This window comes from Sphingomonas sp. CCH9-E2 (assembly GCF_001557215.1).
Classification (GTDB): Bacteria; Pseudomonadota; Alphaproteobacteria; order Sphingomonadales; family Sphingomonadaceae; genus Sphingomonas.
The window spans coordinates 1-17,773 of the sequence record NZ_LSJM01000353.1; the positions used below are offsets into that span (position 1 = coordinate 1).

Here is a 17,773-nt window from a genome sequence, read left to right on the forward strand (position 1 = left end):
GCAGTGCGCTCCCCCTGCCCCGCCGCGCCCTGCCACGGGTTGGAGTAGCTGGTGAACAGGATCGTGCGCTGGCCAAAGCCATTGTTTTCAATACTTTCCGCCAGCAACCGGCGCAAGATCGCCTTGTCGGTGCGCTGCGCCGGGGTCAGTCCGGCATCGGGGATGGCATCAAGCCGTTTCAGGAATACCGCCTCCGCCGCAGCACGACGATCCTCGGCGGCGAGGCTGACATCGCCGACCGCGATTGGATCGATATCGACGCCGACCGATCGGGCAAAACCAGGATTCTCCTTGAGCACCCACGCGAAATGTTCGTCGAGCAGGGCGCGGAAATCATCCTGGGGCCCGGCCACGGCTGGGCTGGCGGCCAGCGCAGCGGCAAGGGCAGCTACGGCGATTACGCTGCGGACAGCGAAGCTTACACTCTTGCGCCCCTGTACGGGGACATGTGCGGAACGGTGTGCGCGTGGATGAACCGGAGCAAACATAGCCATTTCCCGAGGCAAGCAGAGGAAATCCAACATTGCAAGCGATGCGTGGCAGCGCCTCATACCGGCCCGACAAATAAGTTTGTAACATAAACTGGTTTTCTTGTACGTGGTGCTCAGTTTGATTCTGCGAGGAGGCTTGCGATGGATGATTCCGGTACCCCGACCGTCCGACTGCACGCGCTGGATGCCGTCCGCGGCGGCGCGCTGTTGCTGGGGGTGGCATTTCACGCGAGCCTCAGCTTCCTGCCCGGGCCGAAAATCTGGATGGTGCGTGACGCGGCCGAACCGCTGATCGGTAGCTTCTTCATCGTCTCGCACATGTTCCGCATGACCCTGTTCTTCGTCATCGCGGGATACTTCGGCCGCATGCTGCTGGAGCGGCGGGGGGTTGCAGGGTTCGTCCGCGACCGCGGCAAGCGGATCGTCCTGCCGCTGTTCCTGTTCTGGCCGTTCGTGCTGGCGGGGATCATCGCGGCGTTCATCTGGGGCGCAGTCGTGATGAACGGCGGCATGCCGCCCGCGAACCAGCCCCCACCCCCTCCACCAACCGTCGCAACCTTTCCGCTGACGCATCTGTGGTTTCTGTATGTGCTTACGCTCCTGTATCTTGCGGCGCTGGCCATGCGCAGCGTCTTTGGCCTGATCGATCGCAAGGGAATGGCCGCGGCGCGCATCGCCGATCCGATCATCGCCACAGCGATCCGCTATGGCGCGGCGAGCGTGCTGCTTGCGGTTCCCGGATTTGTCGCGCTTGTGAAGCTGCCCGTCTGGATGCCAGCAGCCGGCATCCCGACGCCCGATATGGGGCTGATCCCCAATGCTGCCGCGCTGGCCGCCTATGCCACCGCATTCGGCTTCGGCTGGATGCTGCACCGCCGGCCGATCCTGCTGGGACAGATCGCTGCGCGCTGGGCGCTGCATCTGATCGGCGCGATCCTGCTGAGCGGCTGTCTGCTCTGGGATCGCGGCGGACTGCCCTTCTTCGCGCCCGAGCCCGACCCGACCAAGCGTGTGCTGCTGGCCGGAGCCTATATGATCGCGAGCTGGACGTGGACGCTGGGGCTGCTCGGTGCGGCGCTGCGCTTCCTCGATGCCGAGCGGCGCTGGGTCCGCTATCTGGCCGACTCGTCCTACTGGATCTATCTGGTCCATCTGCCCGTCGTGATGGCAGCACAAATCCTGGTGTTTCCGCTGGCGCTGCCCGGCCTGGTCAAATTCGCCATCGTGGTGCTGGGCGCTTCCCTTATCCTGCTTGCCAGCTATCACCTGCTGGTACGGCACAGTTTTGTGGGACGGTGGCTCAACGGGCGGAGCATGCCGCGCCGGCAACCGCGTGCTATGGAGGCCCAGACGATATGACCGATCCGTCCCAGAGCGCACGCGACGATCTCGCCTTTGTCCGTGCGCTGGTGAGCGAGGGGGGCCAGGTGCAGGCGTCCGCCGGCGAGGCGCTGCTGGCCGGGGGCCTGTGCTATGGCCTCCAGTGCCTGGTGCAATGGGCGTTGATGGTCAGCGGCTGGCCCGCGCCACCGATCGTCCACCTCACCGCCGGATTTCTGCCGACCGTGATCTTCGTCGCGCTGATCATATGGATCGTGCGGCGCAACGGCGCGGTCGCGCCGCAGGGCATGGCGATGCGCGCGTTCAACGCCGGGTTTGGCAGCACCGGTCTCGCGACCCTGACCACTGCAGCGATCTTCGGCTATCTGGCCTGGCGCCGGCAGGACATGGGCGTGTGGTTGTTCCACCCGCTGATGGTCGCGGTGCTGCAGGGGGCAGCCTGGTACATCGCCTTTGCCATCCGTCGCCGGGGCTGGCTTGCGCTGGTGTCCGTCGGCTGGTTCGCGACCGCCATACTGGGCGCGCTGATGCTGGAACGGATAGACCTGTTCATCCTGTTGATCGGAGCGGCATTGCTGCTGCTGATGGCGCTGCCGGGCTGGATCCTGTTGCGCGGCGCGGCCAATAGCTGACGGCGATGAAGAATTTCGACATCGGACAGATTGACGACGTGATTCACGGCCGCATGCGGCTGGGGATCATGGCGTATCTTGCCGATGCCGAAGTCGCCGATTTCAACGAATTGAAGGCGCTGCTTCAAGCGACACAGGGCAATTTGTCGGTCCATCTGCGCAAGCTGGAAGAGGCAGGATATATCGCGATCGACAAGAGTTTTTCCGGGCGCAAGCCGCTGACCCGCGCGCGCATGACGCCAGCCGGGCGCAAGGCATTTGCGAGTTATCTTGAAGCATTGGTCAAGCTGATCGCATAAGGAAGCCGCGCGGTTGCATCTGCGATCGACAGCCTGCTTCTCTCCGGAACCCTGCCCGATGCCGATCTCGTGACCCCCGCTGCCGCCCCGCGCCGCACGCTGCGCGCCGTCGATGTGTTTGCGCTGACCGTCGGCATCGTCATCGGCGCCGGCATCTTTCGCACCCCGGCGCTGGTCGCAGGGGTGGCGGGCGATTCTACGACGATGATCCTGGCATGGGTTGCCGGCGGCGTGCTCTCGATCATCGGGGCACTCTGCTATGCCGAGATGGCGGCGGCCTGGCCGCATATGGGCGGCGATTACCATTATATCGGGCGCGCCTTCGGCCAGCGGATCGCGTTCCTCTACGCCTGGGCGCGGCTGGCGGTGATCCAGACGGGGTCGCTGGCGCTGTTGTCGTTCATCGTAGGCGATTATCTGCAGGTGCTGTTGCCGCTCGGCCCGGCGGGTCCGGCGATCTGGGCGGGGATCGCGGTCGTTGCGGTTACCGCGATCAACTGGCTGGGGGTGCGCTGGGGAACGCAGGCGCAGCGCTGGCTGACGCTGACGGAGGTGATCGGGCTCGTTGCGATCATCGTCGCCGGGTTCTCGCTTGCTTCCCCGGACGCAGTCCCCCCCGCACCGGGCGGCGGCGCGCTCGGGCTGCTGATGGTGTTCGTTCTCCTCTCCTATGGAGGGTGGAGCGAGGCGGTCTATGTCTCGGCGGAGATGAAGGACCCGCCGCGCCGGATCGCCGTGATCCTGTGCGCGGCGCTGGCGTTGGTCACCGCGCTCTATGTGCTGGTCAACCTCGCCTTGCTCAACGGCCTCGGCATCGCCGGGATGGCGGGCAATGACGCGGTGGCGGCCGAGGTAATGCGCCGCGCCTTCGGTCCGATGGGCGCGGCGGCGATCAGCGCAGCGGTAGCGGTGGCGGCACTGACGAGCGCCAATGCCACCGCGATCGTCGGGGGACGCACCGCCTGTGCCTTGGGGCAACGCGTGCGGCCGCTGCGCTGGCTCGGCCAATGGGATCATCGCCGCGACACGCCGGGCAACGGCCTGATCGCGCAGGGGGCGATCGCGCTGCTGCTGGTCGTGCTGGGCGGATTTGCCCGCGACGGGTTTCGCGTCGCGGTCGAATATACCGCGCCCGTCTTCTGGCTGTTCCTGCTGCTCGCCGGACTTTCGCTGTTCGTGCTGCGCTGGACCGAGCCGGATACGCCCCGTCCGTTCCGCGTACCGCTTTATCCCGTTTTGCCCGGGATCTTCTGCGCCACCACGGCGTATCTGCTATGGTCGAGCCTCGCCTATACCGGATGGGGCGCGCTTGCGGGCGTAGCCATTCTCGGCGTCGGCGCGTTGCTGCTGTTGGTCGTCACCCCTGAAGCGGAGATTGAACCATGAAGCTGTTGATCCTTGCCGCTGCCGCACTTGTCGCCGGAAGTGCCGTCACGCCGCCGGCCGCATCGCCGCCCGCCGCACAGAGCCAGACCCCCGACGTCATTTATGTCCCCACCCCGCCCACCGTGGTCGAAGCGATGCTGGACATGGTCGACCTGCGCGACGGCGATGTCCTGTACGACCTCGGCTCGGGCGACGGACGCATCCCGATCGCCGCCGCCAAGCGCAAGCAGGTGCGCGCGGTCGGCATCGACATCGATCCTACGCGGATCAAGGAGGCGAACGCCAACGCCAAGGCGGCAGGGGTGACCGGTGAGGTTTCGTTCAGGCAAGCCGATCTGTTCACCAGCGACTTCAGCGATGCGACCGTCGTCACGCTCTATCTGCTCGACACGTTGAACGAGAAATTGCGCCCCAAATTGCTCGCCGAACTGAAGCCCGGAACACGGATCGTCAGCCACGCCTTCCGCATGGGCGATTGGGAGCCGGAGAAGGAGGCGACGATCGATGGGCGGACGATCTATTACTGGACCGTGCCGCCGCGAGGGTAGGAATCGACCGCGCGCGCTTTCCGCGCTAGGGCGGCAATATGCATCATCTGTTTCTCGTCATGCTGGGCGGCGCGGTCGGCGCCGGCGCGCGGCATCTGGTCGGGCGCGCGGCGCTTGCGCTGTGGGGGCCGGGGTTTCCGGTCGGCACCCTTGCGGTCAACGTCATCGGCGCCTTTGCCATGGGCCTGCTCGCTGCCTGGCTCGCGTCGCGGGCGAGCGGGGATGAGGCGCTGCGCTATCTGCTCGGCGTCGGCGTGCTTGGCGGCTTCACCACCTTTTCGGCCTTTTCGCTCGAGACCGTGCTGATGATCGAGCGCGGCGAAGTGACGACCGCGCTGTTCTACATCCTCGCCTCGGTCGCACTCTCGATCGGCGCGCTGTTCGCCGGGCTGCAGGTCAGCCGGATGGTGGCGGCATGAGCGCTGACGCCAATGTCCGCCAATTCACCGTCGCACTCGACGATGACGGCATCCGGCTCGATCGCTGGTTCAAGCGGCATCTGCCCGATACCAGTTTCAACATCGTGTCGCGCTGGGCGCGCACCGGGCAACTGCGCGTCGATGGCGCGCGGGCCACGCCGGGCGACCGTATCCAGGCGGGCCAGGTGATCCGCGTGCCTCGGGCCGACGCCACTCCGGTCGCGACCGCCAGGCCGAAAAAGGCGCGCGTTCAGCTCAGCCCAGAGCAGATCGAGTTTGCCGAGAGCATGGTGATCCATCGCGACGCGCAGGCGATCGTGCTCAACAAGCCGCCGGGGCTCGCGACGCAGGGCGGGACCAAGACGCATGATCATGTCGATCAGCTGCTCGACGGCCTCTATTTCGACCTCGATACGCGGCCCAAGCTGGTCCACCGGCTCGACAAGGATACGTCGGGCGCGCTGGTGCTGGCGCGCACGGCGCGGGCCGCGGCCTATTTCTCGAAGAGCTTTTCGGGGCGGACGGCACGCAAGACCTATTGGGCGATCATCGTCGGCGTGCCGAGCATCGAGGACGGGTTTATCGATCTCCCGCTGGGCAAGCAGCCGGGCACCGGCGGCGAAAAGATGCAGGTCGACGAGAAGGAAGGCCAGCCCGCGCGCACCCGCTATCGCGTGATCGACCGCGCCGGAAACCGCGCCGCCTGGGTCGAGCTGCAGCCGCATACCGGGCGCACGCACCAGCTGCGCGTGCATATGGCGGCGATCGGCCACCCGATCGTCGGTGACGGCAAATACGGCATGGCCGAAGCGTTCCTGTCGGGCAGCATTAGCCGCAAGATGCACCTGCATGCGCGGCGCATCCGCATCGACCATCCCGATGGCGGCAAGCTGGACGTGACGGCGGACCTGCCGACGCATTTCGCCGAGACGCTGGTACAGCTGGGCTTCAACCTCGAGGATGGCGATAACCTGCCGCCCGACGAGAAGGTGCCGTTCACCAAGGAGCAGGAAAAGGCCAAGGCCAAGGCCCACGCCAAGACCTATCGCAAGGAGCGCCGTGGTGAGCGCCAAGGGCGCCGCGACACGACCGCAAAGAAGAGGCCCGCGCGGAAGCCGGCGAAGAAGGGATGACCCGCCTCGCGGTGTTCGACTGCGACGGGACGTTGGTCGATTCGCAGGCCAATATCTGTCGCGCGATGGAGGCGTGCTTCGTCCAGCATCGGCTCGACCCGCCGACGCGCGAGGATATCCGGCGCATCGTGGGGCTGAGCCTTGTCCCGGCGATCGCACAACTGCTGCCCCAGGCCGAGCCGGCGATGCATGTCGCGATGGCCGAGGCGTACAAGAGCGCGTTCCACGCGATGCGGATGGACGCGGCGCTCGATCCCGAGCCGCTGTTCGATGGCGTGGCCGAGGCGATCGAGGCGTTGCGCGATGCCGGGTGGATGCTGGGCGTGGCGACCGGCAAGTCGGATCGCGGGCTGGCGCTGATCCTGGAGCATCATGGGCTGACCGACCGTTTCGTGACGCTGCAGACCGCCGACCGGCATCCATCCAAGCCGCACCCGGCGATGCTTCAGGCGGCGATTGCCGAGGCGGGCGGCGATCCGCTGCGCACCGCGATGATCGGCGATACCAGCTATGACATCGCGATGGCGGTGAATGCTGGGACGCACGCGGTCGGGGTTGCGTGGGGCTATCACGAGGCGCATGAATTGCACGCCGCCGGGGCGCATCATGTGACGAGCCATGCACGCGACCTGCCGGCGCTGTTGGAGGCGTTATGACCGAGGATCCGGCCCGCAACCGCTATTTCGCGATGGTGTTCGCGCAGATGATCGCAGTCGCCGGCGCGGTGTTCGGCCTGATCATCATGGGCCGCGCCGAGGATATGGTGATGCGCCTGCTGGGCGCGGCAATCCTGTTGTCGGGCCTCTATTGCATCGCCGTGGTGCCGCGCGCGCTCGCCCGGCGCTGGCGCACCCCGCCGACGGAATAGGATCATGCGACGCTTCTGGAAGGAGGTCGCGCTGGTCGCGGCCGATGGCGGGCATGACGTGCATCTCGACGGCAAGCCGGTGCGCACGCCGGGCCGCGCGCCACTGACCTTGCCCAATCCGGCGCTGGCCGAGGCGGTGGCCGAGGAATGGCGCGGCGTCGGAGAGACGATCGACCCGCGCGCGATGCCGCTCACGGGCCTGGCCAATGCGGCGATCGACCGGATCGCGCCCGACCCCGCCGCCTTTGCCGCCGGTCTTGCCAAATATGGCGAAAGCGACCTGCTCTGCTACCGCGCCGACCATCCGCTCGAATTGCAGCTGCGGCAGGCGGCCAGCTGGGACCCGCTGCTTGGCTGGGCGCGGCAGCGCTATGGCGCAGCACTGATCGCGACCACCGGCATCGTGCATGTCGCCCAGCCCGCCGCGGCCGTGGCTGCGCTGGCCGAGGCGGTTGCGGCGCGGTCGGCGTTCGAGCTGGCCGGGCTGTCGCCGATCGTGACGGTCACCGGGTCGCTGGTCGCGGCGCTGGCGCTGATCGAGCGTGCCGCCGACCCGGAGGATATCTGGTCCGCCGCCAATCTGGACGAGGATTGGCAGGTCGAGCATTGGGGCGAGGATGATCTCGCGCGCAAGGCGCGCGACGCCCGCCGCGCCGATTATACGGCTGCGGTCCGGTTTCTCCATTTGCTCTGAATGAGTAGGATGGTAGCGATATCATCGCGATAGACCGGCCAGGAGGTCGCGCAAAAAGGGGATGGGCGTGTTTGAGGAATTGTTCGCCGATACATTGCGTGCATTGGGCGACGTCATGGGTGCCCATGGCCCGGCGGTGAATGCCGCCGCGAGCTTCACCCCTAATGACCACAGCATCCATTTCTTCCTGCAGCTCGCGCTGATCATTCTCGCCGCGCGCGTGGTCGGATGGATGGGGCAGAAATTCCTCGGCCAGCCGCAGGTGGTGGGCGAGATGATCGCGGGCGTCGTGCTCGGCCCGTCGCTGTTCGGCCTGTTCTTTCCCGAGCTGCAGGGGGCGATCTTCCCCAAGGAAACCAAGAACATCCTGTATGTCGGCGCGCAGTTCGGCGTTGGCCTCTACATGTTCCTCGTCGGCTGCACACTCCATCTCGACCATTTCAAGACCAAGGCGAAGAGCGCCGCCACCGTATCGGTTGCCGGCATCGCCACGCCGTTCCTGTGCGCGGTGTTGCTGACGCCGTGGCTGCTGAGCATGCCGGGGCTGTTTGCGGACGGCATCAGCCAGTGGAGCGCGACGCTGTTCATGGGCGCGTGCATCGCGCTGACCGCCTTTCCGATGCTGGCGCGGATCATCAACGAACGCGGCCTTGCCAAGACCTCACTCGGCACGCTGTCGCTGACGGCGGGGGCGTTCGACGACGCGGTGTCGTGGTGCGTGCTGGCGATCGTGCTCGCGACTTTTGGCGGCGGTCCCGGCATCGCGGTGATCGCCATCGTCGGCGGCATCGCCTTCACGCTGTTCATGCTGCTCTTCGGCAAGCGCCTGCTCGCCCCACTGGGCCGCGCGGTCGAGGCGCGGGGCGAGATGACCAACCTGGTGCTCGCGATTACGCTGATCCTGTTCTGCCTGTCCGCCTTCGTGATGGACGCGATCGGCATTCACGCCGTGTTCGGCGGTTTCCTGCTGGGTGTGTGCATGCCGCGCGGGCTGTTCGTCGAGGAACTGAAGCGCAAGGTCGAGCCGCTGGCGGTGGTCATGCTGCTGCCGATGTTCTTCACCTATTCGGGGCTCAACACCCGGATGGACATGGTCAACAGCCTGCCTTTGCTCGCCATCGCGCTGGGCATTCTGGCGGTTTCGATCCTGGCGAAGCTCGGCGCATGCTGGGCAGCAGCGCGGCTGTCGGGCGAGGACAATCGCACCGCGCTCGGCATCGGCGCGCTGATGAACTCGCGCGGGCTGATGGAGTTGATCATCATCAACATCGGCCTGCAAAAGGGCATTATCGGGCCGACGCTGTTTTCGATGATGGTGCTGATGGCGATCGTCACGACGATGATGGCTGGCCCGCTGTTCGAAGCGGTTTATGGCAAGCGCGCGCGGGCGAGCGGCGAACTGGACGCGCTGCGCGGCGAGGATGGCGACGCGCGTGGTGCCGCCATCGCTCCGCGCCCGGCCTAAACGCTAGACCACCGGTGCGGCAGGCTTGGGCAGCAGCCAGGCGATCACCGCCCCTGCGGCGAGCCAGCCCGCGACTTCGCTGATCCACAGATAGATGAAATAGCCCCAGGGGGCGTGATTGAACACCGGCTGTCCCAGCTGGCTGTAGGCGGTGAAGGCCACTGCAAACAGTGCGACGGCGGTCAGCCGCTGGGCGAAGCTCATGCCGATCGTGAGCCGCGCCAGCGCGAAGGCCAGCAGCAGCGCGCAGAGGATGCCGAGGATCAGCCCGCCGACCAGTGCGGCGGTATCGGGCAGCGCGAAACCGTTGGTGTTGAACAGCACCAAAGCCGTCGGTCCCTCGCCATAAGCCTGCGTGCCCAGGGGCGTGCCGGGCCAGGGAATCGGATAGGCGCCGCTGCCGTTGGGGCCGAGATGCTGGGCCAGCGCGGCCTGAACCGCGACGCTGGCGCTGTCGCCCGCGTTGCTGGTCGCCAGCATCGACAGCGGCGTGCCCCAGAAGATGAACCCGACGATCCACATCGCGACCCCGCCCAGCAGGCCGCCCAGCAAGACTCTTGGCATTTGCGCTCTCCCCGTTGTTTGGCCGCAGTTTAGTGCAGCCGTAACAATCTGAGGACAGGAAAGTTCAGCGCGTGGCCAAGCCCATTTCGATCGCTTCTTCGGCGCGTTCGCGGATGAAACCGATCAGGCCGGGCTTGCGCGAGCGCTTCTCGCGCTCGGCCTTCAGGATGGTGTGGACCTTCTCGAAACAGGCGTCGAGATCGTCGTTGACCACGACATAGTCATAGCCGTCCCAGTGGCTCAGCTCACGCTCGGCGCGCTTCATGCGATACTGGATCACATCCTCGCTGTCGGTCGCGCGCGCGCGCAGGCGCTTTTCGAGTTCGGTGAGCGAGGGCGGTACGATGAAGATGCGGACGACATCGCCGCCCTCCAGCTGGAACAGCTGCTGCGCGCCCTGCCAATCCACGTCGAACAGCACGTCCTGCCCGGCGGCGAGCATCCGCTTTACCGGCTCACGCGGGGTGCCGTAGCGATAGTTGAAGACATGCGCCCATTCGAGGAATTCGTGCCGTGCGGCGCGCGCCTTGAACTCGTCGGTGCTGAGGAAGTGATATTCGCGGCCATCCTGCTCGCCCGCGCGGATCGGACGGGTGGTCGCGGAGACCGAGACGCCCATGCCGGGTTCGCGTTCGAGCAGCTTGCGCGCGATCGTCGACTTGCCTGCGCCGGAGGGAGAGGACAGGACAAAGAGAACGCCCCTGCGGTCGAACTCAAATTTGGAATCGCGATGCGCCATGCGCGCCATTGGCGCGGAGGGAGCGCTCTCGTCAAGCGTGGGACGGGGTTAATAGCGCCGCTTGCGCCCGGTCAGGAGCGACCAGAGCAGGATCAAGCCGCCGATCACCCAGCCGAACGGACCCATTCGGGTCAGCGCGCGCTGACCGACTGCGCCGATAATCGCACCCTTCATCCCGCCACGTCCGTCGCGGCGATCGATTGCGCGACCGACCAACATGGCGAAGATCGTGCGGATCATGCCGAGCGCGCCTGCCACCGGCGGCGGACATAACGCGCGCCGAGCGCAGCTGCGCCCAGCACGATCGCGGCCGGGATCACCGTCTTGCCGACGCGCCACGCCGCAATGCCGGCGATGGTGCCGAGCGTGCCGCCTTCGCCATCGCTCTCATCGACGCGCTTACCGATATAGCCTGCCACCAGGTCGCCGATCATTGTCCAAACTCCTTGCTACCGGTAGCCAGGTCGAACACCTCACCCATGCCGCGCAGGCCGGTCCAGAATGCCGCACCCGCAAATGCGACCGCGACTCCGCCGAGCAACATGCCGATGACCGATGCGTCCATTAACCAACCCTCCGTTCGCAGGAGGAAAAGCGCGAAACCGCAATGGGTTCCGCAGCGTGGCGCGAAGAGCCGATCCTCTCCCTAACGGGGGAGGATTATGGAAGCGTCTAAAGTGCGTGCTCAGACCATCATTTCGGGGCGGACCAGGCGGTCGAACGTCGCGGCATCGACCAAGCCGAGTGCGAGCCCGGCCTCCCTTAGCGTCGTCCCCTGTTCATGCGCGGTCTTGGCGATCTTGGCGGCATTGTCGTAGCCGATCTCCGGCGCGAGCGCGGTGACCAGCATCAGCGAGCGTTCGACCAGTTCGGCGATGCGGTCCTCGTTCGCGGTCATGCCGTCAATGCAGCGTTCGGCGAAGCTCTCCATGCCCACGCTGAGCAGGTGGATCGAGCGCAGGACGTTCGCGCCGATCAGCGGCATGAACACGTTGAGCTCGAAATGCCCCTGCATCCCCCCGACGGTCACCGCCTGATGATTGCCGATCACCTGCGCCGCGACCATCGTCAACGATTCGCACTGGGTGGGGTTGACCTTGCCCGGCATGATCGAGCTGCCCGGCTCGTTCGCGGGGAGCGACAGCTCGCCAAGGCCCGAACGCGGGCCGGAGCCGAGGAAGCGGATGTCGTTGGCGATCTTGGTCAGCGCGACCGCGAGCGTGTTGAGCGCGCCGGAGAAGAAGACGAGGCCGTCCTTGGCGGCGAGTTGTTCGAACTTGTTGGGCGCGCTTTCGAACGGCGTGCCGGTGATGTCGGAAATGGCGGCGGCCATATCCTCGGCCCAGCCCGCCGGCGCATTCAGCCCGGTACCGACCGCGGTGCCGCCGATGGCGAGCTTGCGCAGATTGCCGTTCAGCGCCCCCTCGATCCGCGCTTTGCAGCTGATCAGCTGCGCGGCGTAGCCCGAAAACTCCTGCCCCAGCGTCAGCGGAGTCGCGTCCTGCGTATGGGTGCGGCCGATTTTGACGATATGCCCCCAGGCCTCCGCCTTGGCGACCAGCGCGGTGGTCAGCCGGCCCAGCGCAGGAAGCAGCGCGTCGCGCGTCGCCAGCACCGCCGCGACGTGCAGCGCGGTGGGGAAGCTGTCGTTGGACGACTGGCTCATGTTCACATGGTCGTTGGGGTGCACCGGCGCCTTGCCGCCGCGCGCGCCCGCCAGCCTTTCATTGGCATAGCCGGCGATCACCTCATTGACGTTCATGTTGGTCTGGGTGCCGCTGCCGGTCTGCCAGATTACCAGCGGAAACTGGTCGTCGAGTTGCCCCGCGACGATCGCGCCCGCGGCATCCTCGATCGCCGCGACGATCTCTGGCGCGAGGCCGTGCTTCGCATTCACCCGCGCCGCCGCCTGTTTGACGATCGCCTGCGCGCGCACGATGCCCATCGGCATCCGCTCGGTCAGGCCGAACGGGAAATTCTCGATGCTGCGCTGAGTCTGCGCGCCCCAATAGGCGGTGGCGGGCACCTCAATCGCGCCGATCGAGTCGTTTTCGGTGCGGGTATCGGTCATGCAGCCTCCATCATCCCCGTCCAAGCTGGGATGCGTGGCCGCAAACGCAAGCCTTACTTCTTGCGCTTGAAGTCCACAGCGACGACGTTTGACCCGTCCTCGACCGGGGTTGCGACCGGCGGCTCGTCATTTTCCGCTTCGTCGTGCGGATCGGGACCGTCGGGGTCTTCGGCGGCCTGAAAGCGCAGCTCGAAATTGACCGCGGGATCGTGAAAACCGGTGATCGCGGCGAACGGGATCGTCAGGATCGACGGGATCTGGTTGAAGCTGAGGCCGACCGAAAAGCGGTTGTCGTCGACCTTGAGGTCCCAGAAACGGTGCTGAAGCACGATCGTCATCTCGTCCGGGAAACGTTCGATCAGCCGGTCGGGGATGTCCACGCCGGGCGCACGCGTCTTGAACGTGATGTAGAAATGGTGCGCGCCGGGCAGCGCACCGGTCGCGGCGACCTGATCCAGCACCCGGCCGACGACCGCGCGCAGGGCCTCCTGCACGATCTCGTCATAGGGAATCAAACTGTCGGGTACGTTGCCGGTCATATGCCCTGACCTAGCGACGCCAGCGGAGCGGTCAAGATTTCTTGCCACTCCCCAAAGCGCAGGGATGATTGCACCTGCCCGCGCAACCGCTATGGGGACGGCCATGCGTACCGCCACGATCAGCCGCAAGACCAGCGAGACTTCGGTCGATGTGACCGTGAACCTCGATGGCACCGGCAGCTATGCGATCTCCACCGGGATCGGCTTTTTCGACCATATGCTCGAGCAGCTGTCGCGCCATTCGCTGATCGACCTCGACGTAAGGACGGTCGGCGACCTGCATATCGACCAGCACCACACGGTCGAGGACACCGGCCTTGCGATCGGCGAGGCGGTGGCCAAGGCGCTGGGCGACAAGCGCGGCATCCGCCGCTACGCCGATGCCCTCTCGCCCATGGACGAAACGCTGACCCGCGTCGCGCTCGACATTTCGGGGCGACCCTTCCTCGTGTGGAAGACCGAGTTCAGCCAGAAGCGCCTCGGCGAGATGGACACCGAGATGTTTGAACACTGGTTCCACAGCTTCGCCCAGACCGCCGGCCTGACGCTGCACGTCGAGACGCTCTACGGCAGCAACAACCACCATATCGCCGAAGCCGCGTTCAAGGGCCTGGCCCGCGCGCTGCGCGAAGCGGTGGAGATCGACCCGCGCAAGGCGGACACGATCCCGAGCACCAAGGGGACGCTGTAATGGCGCGGCTGGACGCTGCACCGGTCTGCGTCATCACCCTCACCTATGTCTCGCCGATCGAAGCGGTCGATGCGCAGCTGGCGGCGCATGTCGCCTGGCTGGAAGCCGGGTTCGAGGAAGGACTGCTGCTGATTGCGGGCCGTCAGGTGCCGCGTACCGGCGGCGTCATCCTGTGCCGCGGCCATCGCGCCGAGGTGGAGGCCTTTGCCGCCACCGATCCGTTCGTCACAGCCGGCGTTGCGACCGCGAGCGTGACCGAATTGGCGGCGAGCTTCGCCGCCGACGCGCTGGCGCCCTTGCTGTCATGACCATCGCGCTGATCGATTACGGCGCGGGCAATCTTCATTCGGTCCACAATGCGCTGAAGGCCGCCGGGGCGGTGGGCGTCGCCGTTACGGCCGATCCCGACGTGGTGGCGCGGGCCGATCGCGTCGTCCTGCCCGGTGTCGGCGCGTTCGGCGCGTGCGCGGCGGGGCTGCGCGCGATTCCCGGCATGGTCGCGGCGATGGAGCGCCGCGTGCTGGAGCAGGGCGCGCCGTTCCTGGGCGTGTGCGTCGGCATGCAGCTGCTCGCGACGCGCGGCGAGGAACATGGCAGCCATGATGGCCTGGGCTGGATGGACGGCGTGGTACGCGAACTGCCGGCGACGCAGGTGCATGTCCCGCATATGGGCTGGAACGACGTGACCCCGCTATCGTCGCACGCGCTGATCGAGCCGGGTGAAGCCTATTTCCTGCACAGCTTTGCCTATTCGGGCAGCGGCGTGCTGGCGATCACCGACCATGGCGGCCCCGTCACTGCGGCGATCGGCCGCGACAATATCCTCGGGGTGCAGTTCCACCCCGAAAAGAGCCAGCATTACGGGCTGGCGCTGCTCCAGCGTTTTCTAGGGTGGAAGCCGTGATCGTTTTTCCTGCCATCGACCTCAAATCCGGGCAGGTCGTCCGCCTTGCCGAAGGGGATATGGCGCGCGCCACCATCTATGGCGACGACCCCGCCGCGCAGGCCGGGTTGTTTGCGCAGGCGGGCGCCGAGTGGCTGCACGTCGTCGATCTCGATGGCGCGTTCGCCGGTGAGTCGATCAACGGTGTCGCGGTCGCGGCGATCGTCGATCGCTTTCCGGGCAAGGTCCAGCTGGGCGGCGGCATCCGCAACCGCGCGTCGGTCGAACGCTGGCTCGATCTTGGTGTCACCCGCGTGGTGATCGGCACTGCGGCGCTGGAAGACCCCGATTTCGTACGCGAGAGCGCCAAGGCGCATCCGGGCCGCGTCGTCGTGGCGGTGGACGCGCGCGACGGCTTCGTCGCGACCAAGGGCTGGGCGGATGTGTCGACCGTGTCGATCGCCGAACTCGGCCATCGCTTCGAGGATGTCGGTGTGGCGGCGCTGCTGTTCACCGATGTCGGCCGCGACGGGCTGCTCAAGGGCTGCAATGTCGAGGCGACGGTGGCGCTGGCGGCAGAGGTATCGATTCCGGTGATCGCCAGCGGCGGGGTCGCGGGGATCGCGGACATCCATGCGCTGGTCGGCAAGCCCGGCATCGAGGGCGTGATCACCGGGCGGGCGCTGTATGACGGGCGGCTCGACCTGGCCGAGGCAATCAGGGCGGCCGCATGACCGTCCGCGCGCGCGTCATTCCCTGCCTCGACGTCGCCGGGGGCCGCGTCGTCAAGGGCGTGAACTTCGTCGATCTGGTCGATGCCGGCGATCCGGTCGAGCAGGCGCGCGCCTATGACGCCGCTGGGGCGGACGAGCTGTGCTTCCTCGACATCACCGCCAGCCATGAGGCGCGCGGGACGATCCTCGACGTCGTACGCCGTACCGCCGAAGTCTGTTTCATGCCGCTGACGGTGGGCGGCGGGGTGCGCAGCGTCGAGGATGCGCGCGCGCTGCTGCTCGCCGGGGCGGACAAGGTCGCGGTCAACAGCGCGGCGGTCGCGCGGCCCGAGCTGGTCGCCGACATCGCCGAGAAAATGGGCAGCCAGTGCGTCGTCGCCTCGGTCGATGCGCGTCAGGTGGAGCCTGGGCGCTGGGAAGTCTTCACCCATGGCGGGCGCAAGCCGACCGGCATCGATGCAGTCGAACACGCGCTGAACCTTGCCCGGCTGGGCGCGGGCGAACTGCTCGTCACCTCGATGGACCGCGACGGGACGCGCGACGGATACGACCTGCCGCTGATTCGCACCATTGCCGATCAGGTGCGCGTGCCGGTGGTGGCATCGGGCGGCGTCGGCGGGCTCGCCGATCTGGTCGCGGGCATCGTCGAGGGGCACGCGAGTGCCGTCCTCGCCGCCTCGATCTTCCATTTCGGGCAGGCGAGCATTGCCGACGCGCATGCCGCGCTGGCGGGCGCAGGCATTCCGGTGCGGCGCACGCATTAACCCTTCGCATAACGGTTGCGGGCTAAACCCACGCCATGCGCACCATCGCGATCCTGTTGCTGACCACCGCGCCTGCCCTTGCCGCGCATAGCGGGGAGATCAGCCGGCGCACGATGCCCGAATTGTCCGACCTCGCGCTCGCTGCGATAGCCGCGGGCGGGCTGTGGCTCGCCCAGCGGGCGATGCGCCGCAGGGCGCGTGCGCGCCGTGAGGACGGTTCACAGGATTGACACCGGCGCGCGGCTGACCGACTGCGCAGCCATGGCCGACGATATCCTCGCCACGCTCGAAACCGTGATCCGCGAACGCCGTTCGGGCGATCCGGCGTCCTCCTATGTCGCCAAGCTGACCGCGAAAGGTCGCGCCAAGATCGCACAGAAGCTGGGCGAGGAAGCGGTCGAGGCCGCCATCGCCGCGGTGCAGGACGACCGCGAAGGGCTAACCGGCGAGGCGGCGGACCTGATCTTCCATTTGCTCGTCCTGCTCGCCGACATGGACCTCAGCCTCGATGACGTCCGCGCCGAACTGACGCGGCGCGAGGGTGTGTCGGGGATCGACGAAAAGGCGAGCCGCAAGGAGAGTTGAGATGCCCGTCGACGCCACCCAGCCTTATGACCCCAGCAACGTCTTCGCGAAGATCCTGCGTGGCGAGATTCCGGCCAAGCGAATCTATGAAGACGAGTTTGCCATCGCCTTCCCCGATATCGCCCCGGTCGCGCCGACCCATATCCTGGTGATCCCCAAGGGCGCCTATGTCAGCTGGGACGATTTCAGCGCGCGGGCGAGCGATGCGGAGATTGCCGGATTCGTCCGCGCGGTGGGCAAGGTGGCGCGCGATGCCGGACTCGTTGCACCGGGCTTTCGCCTGCTCGCCAATGCCGGGGCCGATGCGCATCAGACGGTCGGGCATCTGCACGTCCACCTCTTCGCCGGGCGCAAGCTGGGGCCGATGCTGGTCGATGCGGCAACGGTCGACGCGATGATCGCGCGTGGTGCGTCGATCGGCTGAGTCGGCCCGGTAACATCTGTAACAAAGCTGCAATTCGGGGATTGCGTGCGACCGATTTGCGGTTAGGCTCGCTGCGCATCCGTAAACCAAGTTAATCGCGTTCAGGGCGCGGGGGATATTTCATGGCAACAGCACCCAATCGGGGAATCGTGGCGCGCATGTTTGCGCGCAAATCGATCGCGCAAGTTCAGCGCGAGACGGCAAATAGCGAGCTGAAGCGCACGCTCGGCAAGTGGAACCTGCTTCTGCTCGGCATCGGCTGCATCATCGGTGCGGGCATCTTCGTGCGCACCGGCAGCGCCGCCGCGCTGCATGCGGGCCCGGCGGTGCTGCTGTCGTTCGTCGTTGCGGGCATCGTCTGCGCCTTCGCCGGCCTGTGCTATGCCGAACTCTCCTCGACCCTGCCCGTGTCGGGCTCGGCCTATACCTATGGCTACACCACGCTGGGCGAGTTCATTGCCTGGGTGATGGGCGTGCTCCTGCTGCTCGAATATGGCATCGCC

27 protein-coding genes and 1 pseudogene are annotated in these 17,773 nt (G+C 66.6%); 20 read left to right on the forward strand and 8 right to left on the reverse strand.

The window, feature by feature from the left end:
- A pseudogene (locus AX681_RS16350) lies at nt 1-353 on the reverse strand (DUF885 domain-containing protein); the annotation flags it as partial.
- A 279-nt stretch (nt 354-632) separates the two neighbouring features.
- Here AX681_RS16350 and AX681_RS16355 point away from each other — a divergent pair.
- The 11 genes from AX681_RS16355 (at nt 633) to AX681_RS16405 (ending at nt 9,276) form a co-directional block, all read left to right on the forward strand.
- Complete coding sequence (locus AX681_RS16355; protein ID WP_066658261.1) at nt 633-1,850, forward strand: acyltransferase family protein; 1,218 nt, start codon at nt 633-635, stop codon at nt 1,848-1,850.
- On the forward strand, nt 1,847-2,464 hold the full coding sequence (locus AX681_RS16360; RefSeq protein WP_066658258.1) for a hypothetical protein: 618 nt from the start codon (nt 1,847-1,849) through the stop codon (nt 2,462-2,464). The genes AX681_RS16355 and AX681_RS16360 overlap by 4 nt, the downstream gene beginning before the upstream one ends.
- 5 nt (nt 2,465-2,469) lie before the next feature.
- Nucleotides 2,470-2,763 carry a winged helix-turn-helix domain-containing protein gene (locus tag AX681_RS16365; RefSeq protein WP_066658257.1) on the forward strand — a complete coding sequence of 98 codons (294 nt, stop codon included), beginning with the start codon at nt 2,470-2,472 and terminating at the stop codon, nt 2,761-2,763.
- A 69-nt stretch (nt 2,764-2,832) separates the two neighbouring features.
- Nucleotides 2,833-4,149: an APC family permease gene (locus tag AX681_RS16370; protein WP_066658255.1), complete on the forward strand. Its 1,317-nt coding sequence runs from the start codon at nt 2,833-2,835 to the stop codon at nt 4,147-4,149.
- Nucleotides 4,146-4,697 (forward strand): class I SAM-dependent methyltransferase, encoded by a 552-nt coding sequence (locus AX681_RS16375; RefSeq protein ID WP_066682496.1) that lies wholly within the window; start codon nt 4,146-4,148, stop codon nt 4,695-4,697. Before AX681_RS16370 ends, AX681_RS16375 begins: the two co-directional genes overlap by 4 nt.
- A gap of 38 nt (nt 4,698-4,735) precedes the next feature.
- Nucleotides 4,736-5,116, forward strand: coding sequence for a fluoride efflux transporter CrcB (gene crcB, locus AX681_RS16380; RefSeq protein WP_066660129.1), 381 nt, complete (start codon nt 4,736-4,738; stop codon nt 5,114-5,116).
- Nucleotides 5,113-6,249: an RluA family pseudouridine synthase gene (locus tag AX681_RS16385; RefSeq protein ID WP_066660132.1), complete on the forward strand. Its 1,137-nt coding sequence runs from the start codon at nt 5,113-5,115 to the stop codon at nt 6,247-6,249. Before crcB ends, AX681_RS16385 begins: the two co-directional genes overlap by 4 nt.
- Nucleotides 6,246-6,905 carry an HAD-IA family hydrolase gene (locus tag AX681_RS16390; protein WP_066660143.1) on the forward strand — a complete coding sequence of 220 codons (660 nt, stop codon included), beginning with the start codon at nt 6,246-6,248 and terminating at the stop codon, nt 6,903-6,905. The genes AX681_RS16385 and AX681_RS16390 overlap by 4 nt, the downstream gene beginning before the upstream one ends.
- A complete protein-coding gene (locus AX681_RS16395; RefSeq protein ID WP_066660146.1) occupies nt 6,902-7,117 on the forward strand; it encodes a hypothetical protein in 216 nt (71 codons plus the stop codon). The genes AX681_RS16390 and AX681_RS16395 overlap by 4 nt, the downstream gene beginning before the upstream one ends.
- Before the next feature lie 4 nt (nt 7,118-7,121).
- Nucleotides 7,122-7,811, forward strand: coding sequence for an ATP12 family chaperone protein (locus AX681_RS16400; protein WP_066682498.1), 690 nt, complete (start codon nt 7,122-7,124; stop codon nt 7,809-7,811).
- Nucleotides 7,812-7,872: 61 nt separating this feature from the next.
- Nucleotides 7,873-9,276: a cation:proton antiporter gene (locus AX681_RS16405; RefSeq protein ID WP_066682500.1), complete on the forward strand. Its 1,404-nt coding sequence runs from the start codon at nt 7,873-7,875 to the stop codon at nt 9,274-9,276.
- A gap of 3 nt (nt 9,277-9,279) precedes the next feature.
- On the opposite strand, the gene AX681_RS16410 is transcribed toward AX681_RS16405, so the two are convergent.
- From AX681_RS16410 to AX681_RS16435, 7 genes are all read right to left on the reverse strand, one after another.
- Complete coding sequence (locus tag AX681_RS16410) at nt 9,280-9,840, reverse strand: hypothetical protein (RefSeq protein ID WP_066659749.1); 561 nt, start codon at nt 9,838-9,840, stop codon at nt 9,280-9,282.
- A gap of 64 nt (nt 9,841-9,904) precedes the next feature.
- The gene (gene gmk / locus AX681_RS16415; protein ID WP_443026132.1) at nt 9,905-10,579 is read right to left on the reverse strand and encodes a guanylate kinase; all 675 of its coding nucleotides are present in this window, start codon (nt 10,577-10,579) and stop codon (nt 9,905-9,907) included.
- 48 nt (nt 10,580-10,627) lie between these two features.
- Nucleotides 10,628-10,819, reverse strand: a complete 192-nt coding sequence (locus tag AX681_RS16420) for a hypothetical protein (protein ID WP_066659751.1) — start codon at nt 10,817-10,819, stop codon at nt 10,628-10,630.
- Nucleotides 10,816-11,013 (reverse strand): hypothetical protein, encoded by a 198-nt coding sequence (locus AX681_RS16425; protein ID WP_066659745.1) that lies wholly within the window; start codon nt 11,011-11,013, stop codon nt 10,816-10,818. The genes AX681_RS16420 and AX681_RS16425 overlap by 4 nt, the downstream gene beginning before the upstream one ends.
- On the reverse strand, nt 11,010-11,144 hold the full coding sequence (locus AX681_RS23235; protein WP_269450356.1) for a hypothetical protein: 135 nt from the start codon (nt 11,142-11,144) through the stop codon (nt 11,010-11,012). Before AX681_RS23235 ends, AX681_RS16425 begins: the two co-directional genes overlap by 4 nt.
- Nucleotides 11,145-11,264: 120 nt before the next feature.
- Nucleotides 11,265-12,650: a class II fumarate hydratase gene (fumC, locus tag AX681_RS16430; RefSeq protein ID WP_066659744.1), complete on the reverse strand. Its 1,386-nt coding sequence runs from the start codon at nt 12,648-12,650 to the stop codon at nt 11,265-11,267.
- Nucleotides 12,651-12,703: 53 nt separating this feature from the next.
- Nucleotides 12,704-13,189 (reverse strand): SspB family protein, encoded by a 486-nt coding sequence (locus AX681_RS16435; protein ID WP_066659743.1) that lies wholly within the window; start codon nt 13,187-13,189, stop codon nt 12,704-12,706.
- 103 nt (nt 13,190-13,292) lie between these two features.
- Here AX681_RS16435 and hisB point away from each other — a divergent pair, with 103 nt between their 5' ends.
- The 9 genes from hisB to AX681_RS16480 all read left to right on the forward strand — a co-directional run.
- Nucleotides 13,293-13,880: an imidazoleglycerol-phosphate dehydratase HisB gene (hisB, locus tag AX681_RS16440; protein ID WP_066659740.1), complete on the forward strand. Its 588-nt coding sequence runs from the start codon at nt 13,293-13,295 to the stop codon at nt 13,878-13,880.
- Nucleotides 13,880-14,188: a YciI family protein gene (locus AX681_RS16445; RefSeq protein WP_066659738.1), complete on the forward strand. Its 309-nt coding sequence runs from the start codon at nt 13,880-13,882 to the stop codon at nt 14,186-14,188. Before hisB ends, AX681_RS16445 begins: the two co-directional genes overlap by 1 nt.
- A complete protein-coding gene (gene hisH, locus AX681_RS16450) occupies nt 14,185-14,784 on the forward strand; it encodes an imidazole glycerol phosphate synthase subunit HisH (protein WP_066659736.1) in 600 nt (199 codons plus the stop codon). The genes AX681_RS16445 and hisH overlap by 4 nt, the downstream gene beginning before the upstream one ends.
- The gene (gene hisA / locus AX681_RS16455) at nt 14,772-15,497 is read left to right on the forward strand and encodes a 1-(5-phosphoribosyl)-5-[(5-phosphoribosylamino)methylideneamino]imidazole-4-carboxamide isomerase (protein ID WP_066659734.1); all 726 of its coding nucleotides are present in this window, start codon (nt 14,772-14,774) and stop codon (nt 15,495-15,497) included. The genes hisH and hisA overlap by 13 nt, the downstream gene beginning before the upstream one ends.
- The gene (hisF, locus tag AX681_RS16460; protein ID WP_066659733.1) at nt 15,494-16,261 is read left to right on the forward strand and encodes an imidazole glycerol phosphate synthase subunit HisF; all 768 of its coding nucleotides are present in this window, start codon (nt 15,494-15,496) and stop codon (nt 16,259-16,261) included. Before hisA ends, hisF begins: the two co-directional genes overlap by 4 nt.
- A 35-nt stretch (nt 16,262-16,296) precedes the next feature.
- Nucleotides 16,297-16,491: a hypothetical protein gene (locus AX681_RS16465; protein WP_066659732.1), complete on the forward strand. Its 195-nt coding sequence runs from the start codon at nt 16,297-16,299 to the stop codon at nt 16,489-16,491.
- Nucleotides 16,492-16,522: 31 nt separating this feature from the next.
- Complete coding sequence (locus AX681_RS16470; RefSeq protein WP_066659731.1) at nt 16,523-16,846, forward strand: phosphoribosyl-ATP diphosphatase; 324 nt, start codon at nt 16,523-16,525, stop codon at nt 16,844-16,846.
- A gap of 1 nt (nt 16,847) precedes the next feature.
- Nucleotides 16,848-17,270: an HIT domain-containing protein gene (locus tag AX681_RS16475; protein ID WP_066659727.1), complete on the forward strand. Its 423-nt coding sequence runs from the start codon at nt 16,848-16,850 to the stop codon at nt 17,268-17,270.
- A 122-nt stretch (nt 17,271-17,392) separates the two neighbouring features.
- Nucleotides 17,393-17,773 (forward strand): amino acid permease (locus tag AX681_RS16480; RefSeq protein WP_156456119.1); only part of this gene is annotated, 381 nt, incomplete at its 3' end.